The organism is Variovorax boronicumulans, from assembly GCF_030812215.1.
Lineage (GTDB): Bacteria > Pseudomonadota > Gammaproteobacteria > Burkholderiales > Burkholderiaceae_C > Variovorax > Variovorax boronicumulans_C.
This window is the reverse complement of sequence record NZ_JAUSSG010000013.1, coordinates 1-16,983: the sequence shown is the minus strand read 5'-3', so window position 1 is coordinate 16,983 and position 16,983 is coordinate 1. Positions and strand designations below refer to the sequence as shown.

20 protein-coding genes are annotated in these 16,983 nt (G+C 64.5%); 15 read left to right on the top strand and 5 right to left on the bottom strand.

From position 1 onward, the window contains the following. Nucleotides 1-2: 2 nt before the first annotated feature. Together J2W23_RS27905 and J2W23_RS27900 are read left to right on the top strand one after the other, a co-directional pair. On the top strand, nt 3-1,178 hold the full coding sequence (locus J2W23_RS27905) for an ABC transporter substrate-binding protein (RefSeq protein ID WP_307651063.1): 1,176 nt from the start codon (nt 3-5) through the stop codon (nt 1,176-1,178). Nucleotides 1,179-1,241: 63 nt separating this feature from the next. Continuing rightward, nucleotides 1,242-1,703 carry an EVE domain-containing protein gene (locus tag J2W23_RS27900; protein ID WP_307611733.1) on the top strand — a complete coding sequence of 154 codons (462 nt, stop codon included), beginning with the start codon at nt 1,242-1,244 and terminating at the stop codon, nt 1,701-1,703. A 10-nt stretch (nt 1,704-1,713) separates the two neighbouring features. Here J2W23_RS27900 and J2W23_RS27895 read toward each other — a convergent pair whose 3' ends face one another. Beyond that, nucleotides 1,714-2,367, bottom strand: coding sequence for a MarC family protein (locus J2W23_RS27895; protein WP_307651062.1), 654 nt, complete (start codon nt 2,365-2,367; stop codon nt 1,714-1,716). 5 nt (nt 2,368-2,372) lie between these two features. Continuing rightward, the gene (locus J2W23_RS27890; protein WP_176661856.1) at nt 2,373-3,119 is read right to left on the bottom strand and encodes an SDR family oxidoreductase; all 747 of its coding nucleotides are present in this window, start codon (nt 3,117-3,119) and stop codon (nt 2,373-2,375) included. Between the two features lie 145 nt (nt 3,120-3,264). On the opposite strand from J2W23_RS27890, the gene J2W23_RS27885 reads away from it, so the two are divergent. Both J2W23_RS27885 and J2W23_RS27880 read left to right on the top strand, forming a co-directional pair. Beyond that, nucleotides 3,265-3,864 carry a 2-hydroxychromene-2-carboxylate isomerase gene (locus J2W23_RS27885; RefSeq protein ID WP_176661857.1) on the top strand — a complete coding sequence of 200 codons (600 nt, stop codon included), beginning with the start codon at nt 3,265-3,267 and terminating at the stop codon, nt 3,862-3,864. Nucleotides 3,865-3,916: 52 nt separating this feature from the next. Beyond that, entirely contained in the window at nt 3,917-4,600 is a 684-nt protein-coding gene (locus J2W23_RS27880; RefSeq protein WP_176661858.1) for a dienelactone hydrolase family protein, read from the top strand. 45 nt (nt 4,601-4,645) lie between these two features. Here J2W23_RS27880 and J2W23_RS27875 read toward each other — a convergent pair whose 3' ends face one another. Beyond that, nucleotides 4,646-5,548 carry a LysR family transcriptional regulator gene (locus J2W23_RS27875; protein WP_176661859.1) on the bottom strand — a complete coding sequence of 301 codons (903 nt, stop codon included), beginning with the start codon at nt 5,546-5,548 and terminating at the stop codon, nt 4,646-4,648. A gap of 108 nt (nt 5,549-5,656) precedes the next feature. Between J2W23_RS27875 and J2W23_RS27870 the strand changes: the two genes are divergently transcribed. Then, the gene (locus tag J2W23_RS27870; RefSeq protein ID WP_176661860.1) at nt 5,657-5,989 is read left to right on the top strand and encodes an alpha/beta hydrolase; all 333 of its coding nucleotides are present in this window, start codon (nt 5,657-5,659) and stop codon (nt 5,987-5,989) included. Nucleotides 5,990-6,208: 219 nt separating this feature from the next. Continuing rightward, nucleotides 6,209-6,577: a DUF4148 domain-containing protein gene (locus J2W23_RS27865; protein ID WP_176661861.1), complete on the top strand. Its 369-nt coding sequence runs from the start codon at nt 6,209-6,211 to the stop codon at nt 6,575-6,577. Between the two features lie 84 nt (nt 6,578-6,661). Here the strand turns inward: J2W23_RS27865 and J2W23_RS27860 are convergent, their stop codons facing one another. Together J2W23_RS27860 and hemB are read right to left on the bottom strand one after the other, a co-directional pair. After that, on the bottom strand, nt 6,662-7,828 hold the full coding sequence (locus tag J2W23_RS27860; protein WP_307651061.1) for a magnesium transporter CorA family protein: 1,167 nt from the start codon (nt 7,826-7,828) through the stop codon (nt 6,662-6,664). A gap of 62 nt (nt 7,829-7,890) precedes the next feature. Then, entirely contained in the window at nt 7,891-8,880 is a 990-nt protein-coding gene (gene hemB / locus J2W23_RS27855) for a porphobilinogen synthase (RefSeq protein ID WP_307651060.1), read from the bottom strand. Nucleotides 8,881-9,250: 370 nt separating this feature from the next. Here hemB and J2W23_RS27850 point away from each other — a divergent pair, with 370 nt between their 5' ends. The 9 genes from J2W23_RS27850 to J2W23_RS27810 form a co-directional block, all read left to right on the top strand. Next, a complete protein-coding gene (locus J2W23_RS27850; RefSeq protein WP_176661864.1) occupies nt 9,251-9,679 on the top strand; it encodes a CopD family protein in 429 nt (142 codons plus the stop codon). Nucleotides 9,680-9,684: 5 nt separating this feature from the next. Beyond that, the gene (locus J2W23_RS27845) at nt 9,685-10,809 is read left to right on the top strand and encodes a VanZ family protein (protein ID WP_176661865.1); all 1,125 of its coding nucleotides are present in this window, start codon (nt 9,685-9,687) and stop codon (nt 10,807-10,809) included. A gap of 36 nt (nt 10,810-10,845) precedes the next feature. Then, a complete protein-coding gene (locus tag J2W23_RS27840; RefSeq protein ID WP_307651059.1) occupies nt 10,846-11,199 on the top strand; it encodes a (2Fe-2S) ferredoxin domain-containing protein in 354 nt (117 codons plus the stop codon). Nucleotides 11,200-11,269: 70 nt separating this feature from the next. Continuing rightward, entirely contained in the window at nt 11,270-11,902 is a 633-nt protein-coding gene (locus J2W23_RS27835) for an alpha/beta hydrolase (protein ID WP_176661867.1), read from the top strand. A 40-nt stretch (nt 11,903-11,942) separates the two neighbouring features. Further along, on the top strand, nt 11,943-13,112 hold the full coding sequence (locus tag J2W23_RS27830; protein ID WP_176661868.1) for a D-alanyl-D-alanine carboxypeptidase family protein: 1,170 nt from the start codon (nt 11,943-11,945) through the stop codon (nt 13,110-13,112). A gap of 184 nt (nt 13,113-13,296) precedes the next feature. Further along, complete coding sequence (gene rpsL, locus J2W23_RS27825; protein WP_013543948.1) at nt 13,297-13,674, top strand: 30S ribosomal protein S12; 378 nt, start codon at nt 13,297-13,299, stop codon at nt 13,672-13,674. Between the two features lie 153 nt (nt 13,675-13,827). Continuing rightward, the gene (rpsG, locus tag J2W23_RS27820) at nt 13,828-14,301 is read left to right on the top strand and encodes a 30S ribosomal protein S7 (protein ID WP_013543947.1); all 474 of its coding nucleotides are present in this window, start codon (nt 13,828-13,830) and stop codon (nt 14,299-14,301) included. A gap of 96 nt (nt 14,302-14,397) precedes the next feature. Next, nucleotides 14,398-16,497 (top strand): elongation factor G, encoded by a 2,100-nt coding sequence (gene fusA / locus J2W23_RS27815; protein ID WP_307651058.1) that lies wholly within the window; start codon nt 14,398-14,400, stop codon nt 16,495-16,497. 142 nt (nt 16,498-16,639) lie between these two features. Then, a partial coding sequence (locus J2W23_RS27810) for a GTP-binding protein (protein ID WP_307651057.1) occupies nt 16,640-16,983 on the top strand: 344 nt, incomplete at its 3' end.

Genomic DNA, 16,983 nt, shown 5'->3' with positions numbered 1-16,983 from the left:
GCATGAAGCCCAAGACAGTGACAACAGTGACGACTTTGGCCGTGCTGGGCCTGATGACCGCGACGCTCGCGTCCGCGCAGCAACAGGGCGTGAGCAAGGACGAGATCCGGATCGGCACGATCCAGGACCTGTCGGGTCCGCTCGCGGGCTTCGGCAAGCAGGCGCGCAACGGCATGCAGCTGCGCGTGGACGAACTCAACGAGCAGGGCAACGTCAACGGGCGCAAGCTCAAGCTCTTTGTCGAGGACTCAGGCTACGACCCGAAGAAGGCGGTTCTGGCCGCGCAGAAGCTGGTGAACCAGGAAAAGATCTTCATCATGGCCGGGCACATCGGCACGGCGCAGAACATGGCGGCGATGCCGGTGCAGTTCGACAAGAACATCGTCAACTACATGCCGATTACCGCGGCGCGCGAAATGTACGAGCCGCTGAACCGGCTGAAGTACTCGTTCGCGGCGACCTACTACGACCAGATCCGCCTGGCGCTGCCCAAGATGATCAAGGACAAGGGCGCCAAGAAGGTCTGCACGATCTACCAGGACGACGAGTTCGGGCTCGAGGTGCAGCGCGGCGCGGAAGCGGGCCTGAAGGCCGCGGGCATGGAGCTGGCCGAGAAGACCTCGTTCAAGCGCGGCGCAACCGACTTCAGCTCGCAGGTCGCGAAGATGAAGGCGGCGAACTGCGACCTCGTGGTGCTGGGCACGATCATCCGCGAGACCATCGGCACGGTGGGCGAGTCGCGCAAGACGGGGTTCAACCCGACCTTCCTCGGTTCGAGCGCGGCGTACACCGACCTCATCCACAAGCTGGGCGGCAAGGCGATGGACGGCATCTACGCCACCATGACGGTGCAGAACCCCTACACCGACGAGCAATCGCAGCCGCTGCGCTTCTGGGCCAACAAGTACAAGACCAAGTTCAACGAAGACCCGACGGTGTTCTCGGTGTACGGCTACGTGATCATCGATTCGTTCATCAAGGCGGCGACAAAGGCCGGCCCGAACCTCACGACCGACAGCTTCATCAAGGCGATGGACAGCATGACCTTCGAGCCCGACATGTTCGGCAGCCCGAAGAGCAACTACACCGCCACCAAGCGCCTGGGCAACGAGCAGTCGCGGCTGTCGCAGATCAAGGACGGGAAGTGGGTCGTCGTCTCTGACTACGTCGCCCCATAGACAGCCACCCCGGTACGGGGCTAGCGGCTATATTCCGCGAAAACTCACCTTCGCGAGAACGCCATGCCCCAGTACTGGTTGATGAAATCCGAGCCCGACGAGGTTTCGATCGACGATGCGCTCGCCGCGCCCGATGCCACTGTCGCGTGGACGGGCGTGCGCAACTACCAGGCGCGCAACTTCATGCGCGACGGCATGAAAGTGGGGGACGGCGTGCTGTTCTATCACTCGAGCTGCCCGGAGCCGGGCATCGCCGGCATCGCGCGCGTGGCCTCGGGCATCAAGCCCGATCCGACGCAGTTCGATGCCAAGTCGCCTTACTACGACGCGGCCTCGAAGAAGGAAGACCCGCGCTGGCTGCTGGTCGATGTGCAGGCGGTGCGCAAGACCCGGCTGCTGGCGCTGCCCGAGTTGCGCGCCAAGCCCGAGCTGGCCGAACTGATCATCCTGCGCAAGGGCAACCGGCTGTCGATCACGCCGGTGGAGCCGGCGCACTGGAAGGTCATCGAGAAGATGCTGGCCTGAGCCCCTGCGTTCAGGCGACTTTCGACAGGATCGGGAACAGCTTGCCGAGTCCGTCCGCCATCACCTCGACGGCCAGCGCCGCGAGGATGAGGCCCATCAGCCGCGTCATGATGTTGATGCCCGTCTTGCCGAGCACGCGCGCAATGGGCTGCGCGAGCGAGAAGGCCAGCGCGGTCGCCAGCGCCACCACCACGCCGTAGCCCACGAGCACCGCGAGTTCCCACAGGTGCTGCGTCTTGTCGGCGTAGATCACCACGGTGGAAATGGTGGCCGGGCCGGTCAGCAGCGGAATGGTGAGCGGCACCACCGCGATGGAGGCGCCCATCGAGGCCTTCACCTCGGTGGCGCGCAGTTCCTCGACGTTGGTCTTGCTCTCGGCCGGCTTGGCGTTGAGCATCGAGAGCGAACTCATCAGCAGCAGCAGGCCGCCGCCGACCTGGAAGCTCGCGATCGAGATGCCGAAGAAGGACAGCAGCTGCAACCCGAGCAGCGCGCTCACCGCGATGACCACGAACGCACTGAAGGCCGACATGCGCACCGTGTGCCGGCGCTGCGCATCGGAATACCCCTGCGTGTAGTGGATGAAGAAGGGCACGATGGCCAGTGGGTTGACGATGGCCACCAGGGTGACCAGCGGCTTGATGAGGTCCATCGAGGTGCTCATGGGGTCTACCTTCCTCCGGTCACGTCGAGCAGGGCCATGGTGGTGTAGCTCGCCTCGGCCGACAGCAGCCAGAGGATGGCGCCGGCGATTTCCTCGGGGCTGCCGGTGCGCTTCATCGGCACGGTAGGCGCAAGTTCGAAGGCGCGGTCGGGCATGCCGCCCGAAGCGTGGATCTCGGTGTCGATGAGGCCGGGGCGCACCGCGTTGACGCGGATGCCTTCCTCGGCCACCTCCTTTGCCAGCCCGATGGTGAGGGTGTCGATGGCGGCCTTGCTGGCGGCGTAGTCGACGTACTGGCCCGGCGAGCCCAGGCGCGCGGCGCCGCTGGAGATGTTGACGATGGCGCCGCCTTCCCCGCCATGCTTCGTGCTCATGCGGCGCACGGCTTCGCGCGCGCAGACAAAACTGCCGATCACGTTGATGCGGAACATGCGTTCCAGCCGCGCGACGCTCATTTCGTCGACGCGCGCCTGCAGGTCGACCACGCCGGCGTTGTTCACCAATGCGGTGAGTCGGCCGAGCTTGGCGTCGACCTTCTCGAACATCGCGATCACCTGGGCCTCATCGCCCACATCGGCCTGCACGGCAATGGCGGTGCCGCCACCGGCGCGGATGGTGCGCACCACCTCGTCGGCGGCCATCGAGTTGCTGGCGTAGTTGACGGCCACCGCGTAGCCGCGCTGCGCGGCGAGCAGGGCGGTGGCGGCGCCGATGCCACGCCCACCGCCGGTAATGAGTAGCACTGGATTCAAAACCTACCTCCTGCAGAGAAACTGCGCGTCAGTTAAAACCATCGGCTTGGATTACATCATTCGAGGGCCGGCGCATGAGCATGAGCGCCGCGCCGGGCCGCCCCAAGCAAGCTCGCACCGCAGTGCGAAGCACGGAGGTTATTGAATGCACAAGACGATTGACTACTACTTTGCGCCCCAGAGCCCGTGGACTTATCTGGGTCATACCCGGTTCGCGGAAATCGCCGCCGCGGCGGGCGCCACGGTGCGGGTGCGGCCCATCGACATGGGGAGCGTGTTCCCGGTGTCGGGCGGACTGCCCTTGGGCAAGCGGGCGCCGCAGCGGCAGGCCTACCGGCTGGTGGAGATGGCGCGGTTCTCGCGGTATCTCGGCCTGCCGATGAACACCAAGCCCAAGTTCTTTCCGGTGGCCGGCGACGATGCGGCGCGGATCATCATCGCGGTCGATATCAACGACGGGACGGCGGCGGCGATGCGCATGTGCTCGGCGGTGTTTGCCGCGGTGTGGGTGCAGGAGCGGAACATCGGCGATCCGAACGTGCTCGAAGCGTTGGTCGTCGAATGCGGCCTGCCCGCGAAACGCTCGGAGCAATCGCAAAGCCAGGCGGTGCAGGAGCGCTACGAGGCCTATACGCAGGAGGCCATCGACATCCAGGTGTTCGGCGCGCCGAGCTATGTGATCGATGGCGAGATTTTCTGGGGGCAGGACCGGCTCGACTTCGTCGAGCGGGCGCTGCGCCAGTGACGATGACAACGTTCTTCTTCTTCATTCAATTGCCATCAGGAGCATGACAAACATGGGTCAATTCATCGATCTCGAAGCCAAGGACGGCTTCAGCTTTCCCGCCTACGTGGCCGAGCCCGCGGGCAAGCCGCGCGGCGCGGTGGTCGTGGTGCAGGAAATCTTCGGCGTGAACTCGCACATTCGCTCGGTGGCCGACGGCTATGCGGCCGAGGGTTATCTCGCGGTCGCGCCATCGACCTTCCAGCGCGTCAAGCCCGGCGTCGAGCTGGGCTACAGCGACGAAGACATGAAGGAGGGCTTCGGCCTGAAGACCGCGGTCGAGGCACTGCCCGCCCCCGGCGTGCTCCAGGACATCGAGGCGGCGATCGCCTATGCATCGAAGGCCGGCAAGGTCGGCATCGTGGGTTACTGCTGGGGCGGGTTGCTGGTCTGGCGCGCGGCGAGCCTGCTGCCGGGCCTGGCCGCGGCAGCGCCTTACTACGGCGGCGGCATGACCTCGCCCGAGGAAACCGCGCGCCAACCCAAGGTGCCGGTGCTGGCGCACTTCGGCAACCAGGACCACTGGATTCCGCTGGACACTGTCGAAAGCTTCAAGAAGGCGCATCCCGAAGTGGAAGTGCATGTCTATCCGGTCGGCCACGGCTTCAATTGCGACCAGCGCGGGTCGTACAACGCCGAGGCGGCCAAGCTGGCGCGCGAACGCACGCTGGCGTTTTTTGCGAAGCACGTCGGCTGAACGCAACGTCTCCGCGCCGAAGAGCCCGGCCGGTGCCGGGCTTTCTTACTTCTTGAGGCCCGGCGCGTCGCCCACGCGGGTCTGAAGAAAGTCGAGCAGCGCGCGCAGGGCGGCACTGTTGTGGCGCCGCTGAAGGTAGGCGGCCGACAGCCACATGTCCTTGCGCGTGTAGTCCTGCAGCACCGGCACGAGCTCACCGTGCTCGATGTGCGATTGCACGAGGATCGAGGGCAGGTAGATCACGCCGAAGCCACGCATCGCGACCCGGATCAGCGGCGCGCCTTCGGTGCAGTCCATGCGGCTCTTGACGTGTACGTCCAGCGGCTCCCCGCCATCGTCGAAGCGCCACACCGGTTGGGCGCCCAGCAGGGAGTGGGTGAGCGCGTCGTGCCCGGCCAGGTCGCGCGGATGCTCGGGCTTGCCGTGCTTCTTCCAGTAGACCGGCGAGGCGCAGACCACCATCTGCATGAGGCGGAGCTTGCGCACGATGAGGTTGGCGTCCTCGACGGGGCCGCTGCGGATGTCGACATCGATGCCTTCCTCGGCGAGGTCCACCGTGCGATTGGTCAGCTGCAGGCTGATGCTCACATCGGGGTAATAGCGCATGAAGTCGGCCAGCAGGTTCGGAAATTCGCCGTTGCCCATGCCGTGCGGGGCCGAGATCCGGAGGCGCCCGGCGGGCTGGCTGGCGCGATCCTGCAGCTCGGCCTGGGTGAGTTCCACCATTTCGAGCACCGGGGTGCTGCGCTCGAGCAGCAACTGACCGGCATCGGTGAGGCTCACGGAGCGGGTGGAGCGGTTCAGGAGCCGCACGCCGAAGCGCGTTTCGAGCTCGGCCACGTATTTGCTGACGGTGGCTTTCGACATGTCGAGCCTCTTGGCCGCCTGCGAGAAGCTGCCGTGCGAGGCGACCTCGCGGAAGGTTCTGATCAGATCGAGACTGTCCATGTCAAAGAGCCCATTGTTTCCGTTCGGGGAACGCGGTGGTTCGATTCTCCGGCGTTTTTCTTAGGCGACCTGCGTCACACTCGCTCCACGCGCCGAAGGAGCCGAACCATGAACACCCCGAACATCATCGCCGTTGCCGCCCTGTCGATCCTCGCGACCGTCGGCGCGCATGCGCAGGGTTTCGAGCCCGTGCAGCCGCTGAAGATCGGCGGGGGCCGCGTCCAACTGGCAGCCGAAGGGGCTGCGGCCGCGCGCGGCGGCAATGTTTATGGCGACGTGGTGGCCTCGCCGCTGACCACGCGACCCAGCCAGCTCGATCGCGCCTCGGTCCACGCGGAAGCGGTTGCCGCGGCCCACGCGCCGAACCAGAACCTGGACCGCCGCGCCTTCGCGAACAGCGAAGTGCCGCCGCAGTTTCAGGGGGCGCGAACAGGCCGCTAGGCCGGACACCTCCCAGGTTCCGAAAGGCCGGGGCCGCGCATGCGGCGCCGGCCTTTTTGCTTTGTGCATGCATCTGTGTCCGCATTGTTTCAATAGAGGAAACACCGTGTCTCTGATCCGGGTGTTTTCTCTAGGGAATTTCGTTTGACACTCGCCGCACAGGCAAGCGACCCGAGCAAGCCTGGTGGACAAACCATCCGACGAACACAAGGAATTGACATGAAGACCTCGCACATCCTCGCCGCCGCTGCTCTGACCCTCCTGGCCGCTACCGGCGCCCAAGCTGAAACGTACCAAGGCGTGAACACCGCCGTCTCGACCAAGAGCCGCGACGAAGTCAACGCCGAAGCCGTGCGCGCCGCAGCGGCTCCGAACCAGAACGTGACCCGCGGTTCGCGCGGCCCGGAAACGGTTGCCGTGTCGAAGGACCGTTCGATCGTGGAAGCCGAAGCCGTTCGTACCTCCTACGCTCCCGACCAGAACGTGACCTCGGGTTCGCGCGTCAACAGCAAGGTCATCTCGACGATGGCTCATCCGATGGACGCACGCGTTCAAGCCCAGCAAGGCACGGGCGCAACCGCCAAGTAATAAAAAAAAGAACCCGCCTCTCGGGGCAGTTCAGCAAAGGCCACGCGAAAGCGTGGCCTTTTTCGTTGGGCAAGCAGCTGGTTATCAGCGCGTTCGCGCGAGATAGCGCTTGCGCCAGAAGACCAGCACCAGCAGCACCGCGATGACCAGCATGGCGGTCATCGCGATCCAGAAGCCGTCGGCCTTGTGCACCAGCGGGATGAACTCGAAGTTCATGCCGAAGATCCCCGCGATCAGGTTCAGCGGCAGGAAGATGGCGGTCAGCACCGTGAGCACACGCATGATGTCGTTGGCGCGGTGGCCCTGGACGCTGAAGTGCATCTGCACAGCCGTCTCGGCGTTCTGCTCGAGGCGGTGCACGTGGTGCACCACCCGCTCGATGTGCTCCAGCACGTCGCGGCTCCGGATCATGATCAGTTCCCGCTCGCGCTGCTCGGCCTCGCCCTTGGGCGGCGGCAGGGTTTCGAGCGTGTCGATCCAGTCCTGCATGGCAGCGCGCTGGTCTTCGCAGATCTCGTCCAGGTGGTGCAGCGACTGTCGTGCCTCCATCAGCGCCCCCCAGTTGGTGAAGCGGCTGCGCGGGTCGATCAGCTCGGTCTGCCAGTGGTCGAGCTGCTTGGTGAGCTCGCGCCGCAGGTCCAGGTAGCCGTCGACGATCTGGTTGATGACGCGCAGCATCAGGTCCGAAGGCCCCGTGGGCACGCGCGTGGAGGTCGCACGCACGTCCAGCGCCGGGGCGCCGCGGTCGTCGGACGACCCGGCCGCGAGCAGCCGCGCGGCAAAGGCGTCGCGCACCGCGCCGTCTTCGGGATGCACCGAAAGCAGTACCCGGTCGAACACCGCGAAGCCGACCGGACGGGTGTCGACGCGGCGCAGCACGGGCGGGCCGCCCCGGGGTTTGGGGGAGGTCGGGATGGGCGGGGTTTCGTTGCCATTGCCCTTGCCGTTGCCCAGCGCCGCCTGCCCCTGGCTGGTCGCAAGGCGCCGGAACACCAGCACGTCGTACTGCGAGGTGTAGTCGTAGTGCGAGGGCAACTGGTCGTTGAGCAGGTCGGCCACATGCAGGTCCACCAACTGGGTCTGGCACAGCGTCTGGAGGATCTGCTGGACTTCGGTCAGGGAGGTGCGAAATTCCTCTCGCGTGAGCGAAATCCAGAGATAGCCGCCGGCGGCGCACGCACCCGGCACGGCCAGTGGCGTGAGCGCCGGATGCTCGCTGACCTGCGAGCGGTTGATTTCGAAGATGCGCATCGCCCTGCCTTGATTTTCTTGTCTATCTGCCCGACTTGCCCGTGTGCAGTGGGCCTGGATAGCTATTGTTTTTGTAGCAATCGCGCAGCGTCAAGCGCGAAGTAGGTCAGTACGCCATCGGCACCCGCCCGCTTGAAGGCCAGCAGGCTTTCGAGCACCACAGCATCGTGGTCGAGCCAGCCGTTCTGGGCGGCGGCCTTGAGCATCGCGTACTCGCCACTCACCTGGTAGACGAAGGTCGGCACATGGAACTCATCCTTCACGCGGCGCACGATGTCCAGGTACGGCATGCCAGGCTTGACCATCACCATGTCGGCGCCTTCGGCGATGTCCAGGGCCACCTCGCGCAGCGCTTCGTCGCTGTTGCCGGGGTCCATCTGGTAGACCTTCTTATTGCTCTTGCCGAGCGTCGCGGCCGAGCCGACGGCGTCCCGGAAGGGGCCGTAGAAGGCGCTGGCGTACTTGGCGCTGTAGGCCATGATGCGCGTGTGAATGTCGCCGCGGGCTTCCAGGGCGGTGCGGATCGCACCGATGCGGCCGTCCATCATGTCGCTGGGCGCCACAATGTCCACGCCAGCTTGCGATTGTGTGAGTGCCTGCTTCACCAGCACTTCGACCGTGGTGTCGTTGACGATGTAGCCGCTGTCGTCGAGCAGGCCGTCCTGTCCGTGGCTGGTGTAGGGGTCCAGGGCCACGTCGGTCATCACGCCGAGTTCGGGGAAGCGCGACTTGAGGGCGGCGACCACGCGGGGAATCAGCCCGTCGGGGTTGAACGCTTCATCGCCGGCCGGGGTCTTCAGGCTTGCGTCGATCACCGGAAACAGCGCCATCACCGGAATGCCGGCGGCTACGCATTGTTCGGCAACCGGCAGCAGGAGGTCGAGGCTCAGGCGCTCCACGCCGGGCATGGAAGGGACGGCATCGCGCCGCTTCTCGCCTTCCTGCACGAACACGGGATAGATCAGGTCGTTGACGGTCAGCGTGTTCTCGCGCACCAGGTTGCGGGTAAAGGCGTCCCGGCGCAGGCGTCGCGGACGGCCGGCGGGGAACATGGCAAGGGGGGAATGAGGGCGCGTCATAATCCCGAAAATTGTGCCTGAAGCATTCAATCGCCGTGTTGTCGCCTGCGAGACGGGTTGTCTGACAACTACGGAAATTCGTAACCATAAAGTTCTAAATAAATAGTTATGAATTGCAAAGAAAATGGTTCAGTCGCTTGAAACCTTGTTTCGTCTTTGTTAAATTCTGAAGCGGGCGGCTTGCCGCTCCCCGCTTTTCCTCCCTGAGCGGGTGCCTTGATGTGTGACAGCAAAAGGGCTTCCCAGCCCGACGTGAAGACGTCGGGCTTTTTTTTGTCCGGGGCTTTCCGGGCGTTACGTGACGGCCCCGCGCGCCCGCGCGGTGCGCCACTAAACTGCCGCCATGCTCTGGGTCAAATCTCTCCACATCGTCTTCATCGCCAGCTGGTTCGCCGGGCTTTTCTACCTGCCGCGGATCTTCGTGAACCTGGCGATGGTGCCCCCGGAGTCGGTCGCAGAGCGCGAGCGCCTGCTGCTCATGGCGCGCAAGCTGCTGCGCTTCACCACCTTCCTGGCCGTTCCGGCGCTGGGCTTCGGCCTCTGGCTCTGGCTGGGCTACGGCATCGGCCGCGGGCCGGGCAACGGATGGATGCACGCCAAGCTGGCACTGGTGCTGGTGGCTATCGGCTATCACCATGGCTGCGGCGTGCTGCTGCGCCGTTTCGTGGCGGGAGGCAACCAGCGCAACGATCGCTGGTACCGCTGGTTCAACGAGCTGCCGGTGCTGCTGCTGCTCGGCATCGTGATCCTGGTCGTCGTCAAGCCGTTCTAAGCCCGATGGACACGGTGGAGAAGCCGCACAAGTCCGCCGCGCTTCCCCTCGCGCTCGCCTATGCGGCGTTGATCGTCTATGCGAGCCTCTACCCCTTCGCCGACTGGCGCGACCAGGGCATTGCGCCCTGGGCGTATCTATCAGCGCCGTGGCCCAAGTACTGGACGGGTTTCGACTTCGCGATCAATGTCGGGGGCTACGTACCCTTCGGATTCCTGTGTGCCCTGGCGGTGCTGCGTACGCGCCGGACCGCCGGTGTCGGTGGCGCGGTGGTGCGCGCCACCGTGGCCGGCGCGGCGATCGCCTTCGCGATGGAGACGCTGCAAAGCTACCTGCCCGCGCGCATTCCTTCCAATGTCGACCTGGGGCTGAACACGGCCGGCGCGGTCCTCGGTGCCGTGCTGGCGGTGGGGCTTGAGCGGCTGGGAGCGGTGGCCCACTGGGGCCGTGCGCGCTCGTACTGGTTCATCGAGGATTCGCGCGGCGCCCTCGTGCTGCTGGCGCTCTGGCCGTTCGCCTTGCTCTTCCCCGCCGCCGTCCCCTTCGGGCTGGGCCAGGTGTTCGAGCGGCTGGAGGTCGCGATTTCCGAGTGGCTGCTCGACACGCCCTTCATCGACTGGCTGCCCGTGCGCCAGTTCGAGCTCGAGCCGCTGGTGCCGGCGGTGGAGCTGCTGTGCGTGATGCTCGGCGCGCTGGTGCCGTGTCTGTTGGGCTACCTGGTGGCACGCACGGTGGTCCAGCGCGCGGTGCTGCTCCCGCTGATCTTTCTGGCGGGTTTTGCCGCTTCGGCGCTTTCGGCGGCCCTGAGCTACGGGCCCGCCCACGCCTGGGCGTGGCTGGATCTTCCCGTCCAGGTCGGCATGGCGGCTGCGCTCGTTGCGGGCGTGCTGCTCGTGGCCGCACCGCGCCGCTTGTGTGCAGCCCTGTTGCTGGTGGGGCTCGTGCTCCAGCTGAGCCTGTTGAATCAGGCCCCCGAGAGCGCCTACTTCGCGCAGACCCTGGCCACCTGGGAGCAGGGACGCTTCATCCGCTTTCACGGGCTGGCCCAGTGGCTGGGATGGGTCTGGCCGTTCGCGGTGCTGGCGTACGTGGTGGCGGCCCTGTCGCGCCGGGGGCGGCTCGCAGCGTAGCCCGGGCATCGAGACGGCGGTCACTAAAATCGACCGATGCCCAGTCCCACCCCTGCCGCGCCGTCCGGCTACTACGGCCGCCACATCTTCTTTTGCCTCAACGAACGCAAGAACGGCGAGGACTCCTGTGCCATGCACAACGCACAGGAAGGCTTCGATCGCTGCAAGGCAAAGGTGAAGGAGGCGGGGCTTTCCGGGCCCGGCAAGGTGCGGGTGAACAAGGCGGGGTGCCTGGACCGCTGCGCCGGCGGACCGGTGGCGGTGGTGTACCCCGAAGCCGTCTGGTACACCTTCGTCGATGCCGACGACATCGACGAGATCGTCGAGTCGCATCTGAAGAACGGCGAAGTCGTCGAGCGGCTCCTGCTGCCTGCCGACGTCGGACGCTGAACTTTCCCCCGGACGCTTTGCTCGTACCGTGCTCCCGACCGGCGTTGCCGGCCCGCCCACCCACCTTGCCATGAACTCCCAGACCGAAAAAATCAGCCTCCAGGGCGCTGCCGGCGCGATCGAGGTGCAGCGCGACCAGCCTGCCGGCACCCCGCGTGGCATCGCCGTGATCGCGCACCCGCACCCGCTGTTCGGCGGCACGATGGACAACAAGGTCGTGCAGACCCTGGCGCGTGCTTTCGTGTCGTGCGGCTGGACGACGGTGCGCTTCAACTTTCGCGGCGTTGGTGCCAGCGAAGGCGTGCACGACGAAGGGCGCGGCGAACTGGAAGACATGCTGAATGTCGTCGGCCAGTTGGCGCTCGAAGGCCCCCTGGCCATCGCTGGCTTTTCGTTCGGCGCCTTCGTTGCGACCGGCGCAGCCGAACGGCTCTGGGCCACGCGCGATATCAAGCAGATCGTGCTGGTCGGCACGGCAGCCGCGCGCAATACTGTCGCCACGCTGCCTGTCGAAGCCCACGACCGCATGCTGGTCGTCCACGGCGAAGCCGACGACACCGTGCCGCTCGCCGCCGTGATGGACTGGGCGCGGCCACAGTCACTTCCTGTCACGGTTATTCCCGGGGGCGGCCATTTCTTTCACGGACAATTGCCGCTGCTCAAAAGTCTGGTTGCCCGCCACCTCCGCGCGGGCATTGAATGAAAGCCTCACGGGCTTGTTTTCGTCTCTTCTCATCCTCCCCATGAATCGTTTTTTCAATGCGCTCCGCGCACTGGTGCTGACCGCCGCTGCCTCGGTCGGCGTGATTGCTGTTGCCCAGGTGCCGGCACCGCCCGAAGTCGCCGCGCGCAGCTACCTGCTGCTGGACGTGACCGCGAACCAGATCCTCGCGCAGAAAGACATCGACAGCCCGGTGGAGCCTGCCTCGCTCACCAAACTGATGTCGGCCTACATCGTGTTCGACGCCTTGCGCGCCAAGAAGATCACGCTGACCCAGACCTTCCCGGTCAGCCCGCGCGCCTGGAAGATGCCGGGTTCGCGCATGTTCATCGATCCGAAGATGCAGGTGCCTGTCGAGGACCTGATCAAGGGCCTGATCGTGCAGTCGGGCAACGACGCCACTGTGGCGTTGGCCGAGGGCGTCGGCGGCACGGTCGAGCATTTCGTCGAACTCATGAACGCCCAGGCCAAGGCGCTGGGCATGAAGAACACCAGCTACAAGAACCCCGAAGGACTCACGGCGCCCGGCCACACCACCACGGCTCGCGACCTGAGCATCCTGGCGACCCGGCTGGTGCGCGACTTTCCGGAAGAAGCCAAGTACTACGCCATCAAGAAGTACCGCTACCCGGGCACGCCGTCGACCAATGACACCAATCGCAACCTGCTGCTGTTCCGCGATCCGACCGTCGACGGCCTGAAGACCGGACACACCGAAGCGGCCGGCTACTGCATGATCGCCACCGCCAAGCGCGATTTCCCGAACCTGACCGGCGGCCGCCGCCTGCTGTCGATCGTGCTGGGCGCCTCGAGCGAGACGGTGCGCGCCAATGAATCGCAGAAGCTGCTGAACTGGGGCTACACGGCCTACGACGCCGTCCGCCTGTTCGACGCCGGCCAGCCGGCCGCCACGCCCGCGGTCTGGAAGGGCAAGGAAAACGTGCTGAAGCTGGGGCGTCCCGAAGCCATCGTCGTTGCGGTTCCCGCCGGCTCGGCCAGCAAGATCAAGACCCAGGTGGCGCGCCCCGACCCGCTGGTGGCACCGTTCACCAAGTACCAGGCCGTGGGCTCCCTCAAGGTGACGCTGGACGACCAGCCGGTGGCCGATGTGCCGCTGGTGGCCCTGGAAGGCGTCGAGCAGGCGGGCGTTTTCGGCCGCGCCTGGGACGCCATCCGTCTCTGGATCAAGTAGTCAGGCGGGGGCAAGGCGGGCGTCGGCTGCGCCTGACCTTGCCGTTTCAAGCCTGCCTGCTATACTCGTGGGCTTTTCGGAATTTTCCGAAGGGTTTCACGTTTTCGTTATTCCCGGCTTCCTTGGGTCACGACCAGGGGCGGTTTGATCACCAAAGCCGGGTTGTTTTGGGACTAATTCATTCATGCCAACCATCAATCAACTGGTGCGTCAGGGTCGAACGGTCGAAAAGATCAATTCGAAGAGCCCTGCCATGCAGAACTCGCCGCAACGTCGCGGTGTCTGCACCCGCGTCTACACCACGACGCCAAAGAAGCCCAACTCGGCGCTTCGTAAAGTTGCCAAGGTCCGTTTGACCAATGGCTTCGAAGTCATCTCCTACATCGGCGGCGAAGGCCACAACCTGCAGGAACACAGCGTCGTGCTGGTTCGCGGCGGTCGTGTCAAGGACTTGCCCGGTGTTCGCTACCACATCGTGCGCGGTTCGCTCGACTTGCAAGGCGTGAAAGACCGCAAGCAGTCGCGCTCCAAGTACGGCGCGAAGCGTCCCAAGAAGGCCTAAGCCTTCTTTCTGTCATCAAAAAACAAACGGTGTTCGATGGCCTTGGCGGGCTTGTCGAACGAAGTGACCCAATCCCGGGTCGAGTAAGTGAGAGTCCTGACTGGCTCTCGCGGTATCGGAAACGGTGCCAACTGAAGCAAAGAGGTTAGAAAAATGCCACGTCGTCGCGAAGTCCCCAAACGTGAAATCCTGCCGGATCCCAAGTACGGCAATGTCGAGCTGTCGAAATTCATGAACGTGATCATGGAAGGCGGCAAGAAGGCGATCGCCGAGCGCATCATTTATGGCGCGCTCGACTTCATCGAAAAGAAGAACCCTGACAAGGACCCGCTCGAAGCTTTCACCGTTGCCATCAACAACGTGAAGCCGATGGTTGAAGTGAAGTCGCGCCGCGTCGGTGGTGCGAATTACCAAGTGCCGGTCGAAGTCCGTCCTGTCCGCCGCCTCGCCCTGTCGATGCGCTGGATCAAGGAAGCTGCCCGCAAGCGCGGCGAAAAGTCGATGGCCCTGCGCCTGGCCAACGAACTCATGGAAGCCACTGAAGGCCGCGGCGGCGCCATGAAGAAGCGCGACGAAGTGCACCGCATGGCAGAAGCCAACCGGGCGTTCAGCCACTTCCGCTTCTAAAAATCAAACTTCGCTTGGGCGTTGGGTGTCGAGTGTCGGGCGTTGTGCCCATGCTCGGGGCCCAGCGCTCAACGCATTTCAACCCGAAAGTAAATCATGTCCCGCAAGACCCCCATCGAGCGCTACCGCAACATCGGCATCTCCGCGCACATCGACGCTGGCAAGACCACGACGACCGAACGTATCCTGTTCTACACCGGTGTGAACCACAAGATCGGTGAAGTGCACGACGGTGCCGCCACGATGGACTGGATGGAGCAAGAGCAAGAGCGTGGCATCACGATCACCTCGGCTGCCACCACCTGCTTCTGGAAGGGCATGGCTGGCAAGTTCGAAGAACACCGCATCAACATCATCGACACCCCCGGCCACGTGGACTTCACCATTGAAGTCGAGCGCTCGATGCGCGTGCTGGACGGTGCTGTCATGGTGTACGACGCGGTCGGCGGCGTGCAGCCCCAGTCCGAAACCGTCTGGCGCCAGGCCAACAAGTACAAGGTTCCGCGTCTCGCGTTCGTCAACAAGATGGACCGCACCGGCGCCGACTTCCTGCGCGTGCGCCAGATGATGGTGGACCGCCTGAAGGCCAACCCCGTCGTGATCCAGATCCCGATCGGTGCAGAAGAGCACTTCCAGGGCATCGTCGACCTCGTGAAGATGAAGGCGATCATCTGGGACGAAGACAAGGGCGTGACCTTCACCTACGGTGAAATCCCCGCGAACCTGGCCGCCGTCTGCGCCGAATACCGCGAAAAGCTGGTCGAAGCTGCCGCTGAAGCCAGCGAAGAGCTGATGAACAAGTACCTCGAAGGCGGCGAGCTGTCCGAGGAAGAAATCAAGAAGGCCATCCGCCAGCGCACCATCGCCGGCGAAATCCAGCCGATGCTGTGCGGCTCGGCCTTCAAGAACAAGGGTGTGCAGGCCATGCTCGACGCCGTCGTCGAATACATGCCCGCACCGACCGACATTCCCCCGGTCACCGGCACCGACGAAGACGAAGCCCCCGTCACCCGCAAGGCTGACGACAACGAGAAGTTCTCGGCGCTCGCATTCAAGCTGATGACCGACCCGTTCGTGGGCCAGTTGACCTTCGTGCGCGTCTACTCGGGCGTGCTGACCAAGGGCGACAGCGTCTACAACCCGGTGCGCGGCAAGAAGGAGCGTATCGGCCGTATCGTGCAGATGCACGCGAACAACCGCGAAGAAGTCAACGAAATCCGCGCCGGCGACATTGCCGCCTGCGTGGGCCTGAAGGAAGTCACCACGGGCGAAACCCTGTGCGACCCGGCAGCCGTCGTGACGCTCGAGCGCATGGTGTTCCCGGAATCGGTGATCTCGCAGGCCGTTGAGCCCAAGACCAAGGCCGACCAGGAAAAGATGGGCATCGCCCTGCAGCGTCTCGCTCAGGAAGATCCGTCGTTCCGCGTCAAGACCGACGAAGAATCGGGCCAGACCATCATCGCCGGCATGGGCGAGCTCCACCTTGAAATCATCGTGGACCGCATGAAGCGTGAATTCGGCGTGGAAGCCAACGTGGGCAAGCCCCAGGTTGCTTACCGCGAGACGATCCGCAAGACCGTCGAAGATGCCGAAGGCAAGTTCGTTCGCCAGTCGGGCGGCAAGGGTCAGTACGGCCACGTCATTCTGAAGCTCGAGCCGCAGGAAGCAGGCAAGGGCTTCGAGTTCGTCGACGCCATCAAGGGCGGTGTGGTTCCTCGCGAATACATCCCCGCGGTGGAAAAGGGCGTTGTGGAAGCGCTGACGCAAGGCGTGCTGGCGGGCTACCCCGTCGTGGACGTCAAGGTCACGCTGCACTTCGGCTCGTACCACGACGTGGACTCGAACGAAATGGCGTTCAAGATGGCCGCGATCTTCGGTTTCAAGGAAGGTGCCCGCAAGGCCAACCCCGTGATCCTGGAGCCGATGATGGCTGTGGAAGTCGAAACGCCCGAAGACTACGCCGGCAACGTGATGGGCGACCTGTCCTCACGCCGCGGCATGGTGCAGGGCATGGACGACATGATCGGTGGCGGCAAGTCCATCAAGGCCGAAGTGCCGCTGTCGGAAATGTTCGGCTACTCGACCACGCTGCGTTCGATGTCGCAAGGCCGTGCCACGTACACGATGGAGTTCAAGCACTACGCTGAAGCTCCCCGTAACGTTGCCGAAGCCATCGTGGCTGCTCGCGCCAAGTAAGTTTTTGAAGAATGCAGGGCTGCGCGGTGCGCGGCCCTCGTTGTCTGCGATCCGGTGCCGCCGCGTTCCCGTGCGAGGCGAACCAGCAATCGGGTGCAGACATAAAACCAATACACGGGAATGCTCTTTCAAGGATTGAAAAATGGCAAAAGGTAAATTCACCCGCACCAAGCCGCACGTGAACGTGGGCACGATCGGTCACGTTGACCACGGCAAGACGACGCTGACGGCTGCGATCGCAACCGTTCTGTCGGCCAAGTTCGGTGGCGAAGCCAAGGCTTACGACCAGATCGACGCGGCGCCCGAAGAAAAGGCCCGTGGTATCACGATCAACACCGCGCACGTCGAGTACGAAACGGCCAACCGCCACTACGCTCACGTGGACTGCCCCGGCCACGCCGACTATGTGAAGAACATGATCACCGGCGCTGCCCAGATGGACGGCGCCATCCTGGTGTGCTCGGCCGCTGACGGCCCGATGCCCCA

Bases quoted from the DNA above. Each gene is read 5' to 3' on its own strand.
- J2W23_RS27895 (WP_307651062.1), bottom strand. From the start codon at position 2,367: ATGAGCACCTCGATGGACCTCATCAAGCCGCTGGTCACCCTGGTGGCC.
- J2W23_RS27860 (WP_307651061.1), bottom strand. From the start codon at position 7,828: ATGCGCATCTTCGAAATCAACCGCTCGCAGGTCAGCGAGCATCCGGCG.
- J2W23_RS27905 (WP_307651063.1), top strand. From the start codon at position 3: ATGAAGCCCAAGACAGTGACAACAGTGACGACTTTGGCCGTGCTGGGC.
- J2W23_RS27875 (WP_176661859.1), bottom strand. From the start codon at position 5,548: ATGGACAGTCTCGATCTGATCAGAACCTTCCGCGAGGTCGCCTCGCAC.
- J2W23_RS27865 (WP_176661861.1), top strand. From the start codon at position 6,209: ATGAAGACCTCGCACATCCTCGCCGCCGCTGCTCTGACCCTCCTGGCC.
- fusA (WP_307651058.1), top strand. From the start codon at position 14,398: ATGTCCCGCAAGACCCCCATCGAGCGCTACCGCAACATCGGCATCTCC.
- J2W23_RS27830 (WP_176661868.1), top strand. From the start codon at position 11,943: ATGAATCGTTTTTTCAATGCGCTCCGCGCACTGGTGCTGACCGCCGCT.
- J2W23_RS27880 (WP_176661858.1), top strand. From the start codon at position 3,917: ATGGGTCAATTCATCGATCTCGAAGCCAAGGACGGCTTCAGCTTTCCC.
- J2W23_RS27900 (WP_307611733.1), top strand. From the start codon at position 1,242: ATGCCCCAGTACTGGTTGATGAAATCCGAGCCCGACGAGGTTTCGATC.
- J2W23_RS27870 (WP_176661860.1), top strand. From the start codon at position 5,657: ATGAACACCCCGAACATCATCGCCGTTGCCGCCCTGTCGATCCTCGCG.
- rpsG (WP_013543947.1), top strand. From the start codon at position 13,828: ATGCCACGTCGTCGCGAAGTCCCCAAACGTGAAATCCTGCCGGATCCC.
- hemB (WP_307651060.1), bottom strand. From the start codon at position 8,880: ATGTTCCCCGCCGGCCGTCCGCGACGCCTGCGCCGGGACGCCTTTACC.
- J2W23_RS27885 (WP_176661857.1), top strand. From the start codon at position 3,265: ATGCACAAGACGATTGACTACTACTTTGCGCCCCAGAGCCCGTGGACT.
- rpsL (WP_013543948.1), top strand. From the start codon at position 13,297: ATGCCAACCATCAATCAACTGGTGCGTCAGGGTCGAACGGTCGAAAAG.
- J2W23_RS27840 (WP_307651059.1), top strand. From the start codon at position 10,846: ATGCCCAGTCCCACCCCTGCCGCGCCGTCCGGCTACTACGGCCGCCAC.
- J2W23_RS27845 (WP_176661865.1), top strand. From the start codon at position 9,685: ATGGACACGGTGGAGAAGCCGCACAAGTCCGCCGCGCTTCCCCTCGCG.
- J2W23_RS27835 (WP_176661867.1), top strand. From the start codon at position 11,270: ATGAACTCCCAGACCGAAAAAATCAGCCTCCAGGGCGCTGCCGGCGCG.
- J2W23_RS27850 (WP_176661864.1), top strand. From the start codon at position 9,251: ATGCTCTGGGTCAAATCTCTCCACATCGTCTTCATCGCCAGCTGGTTC.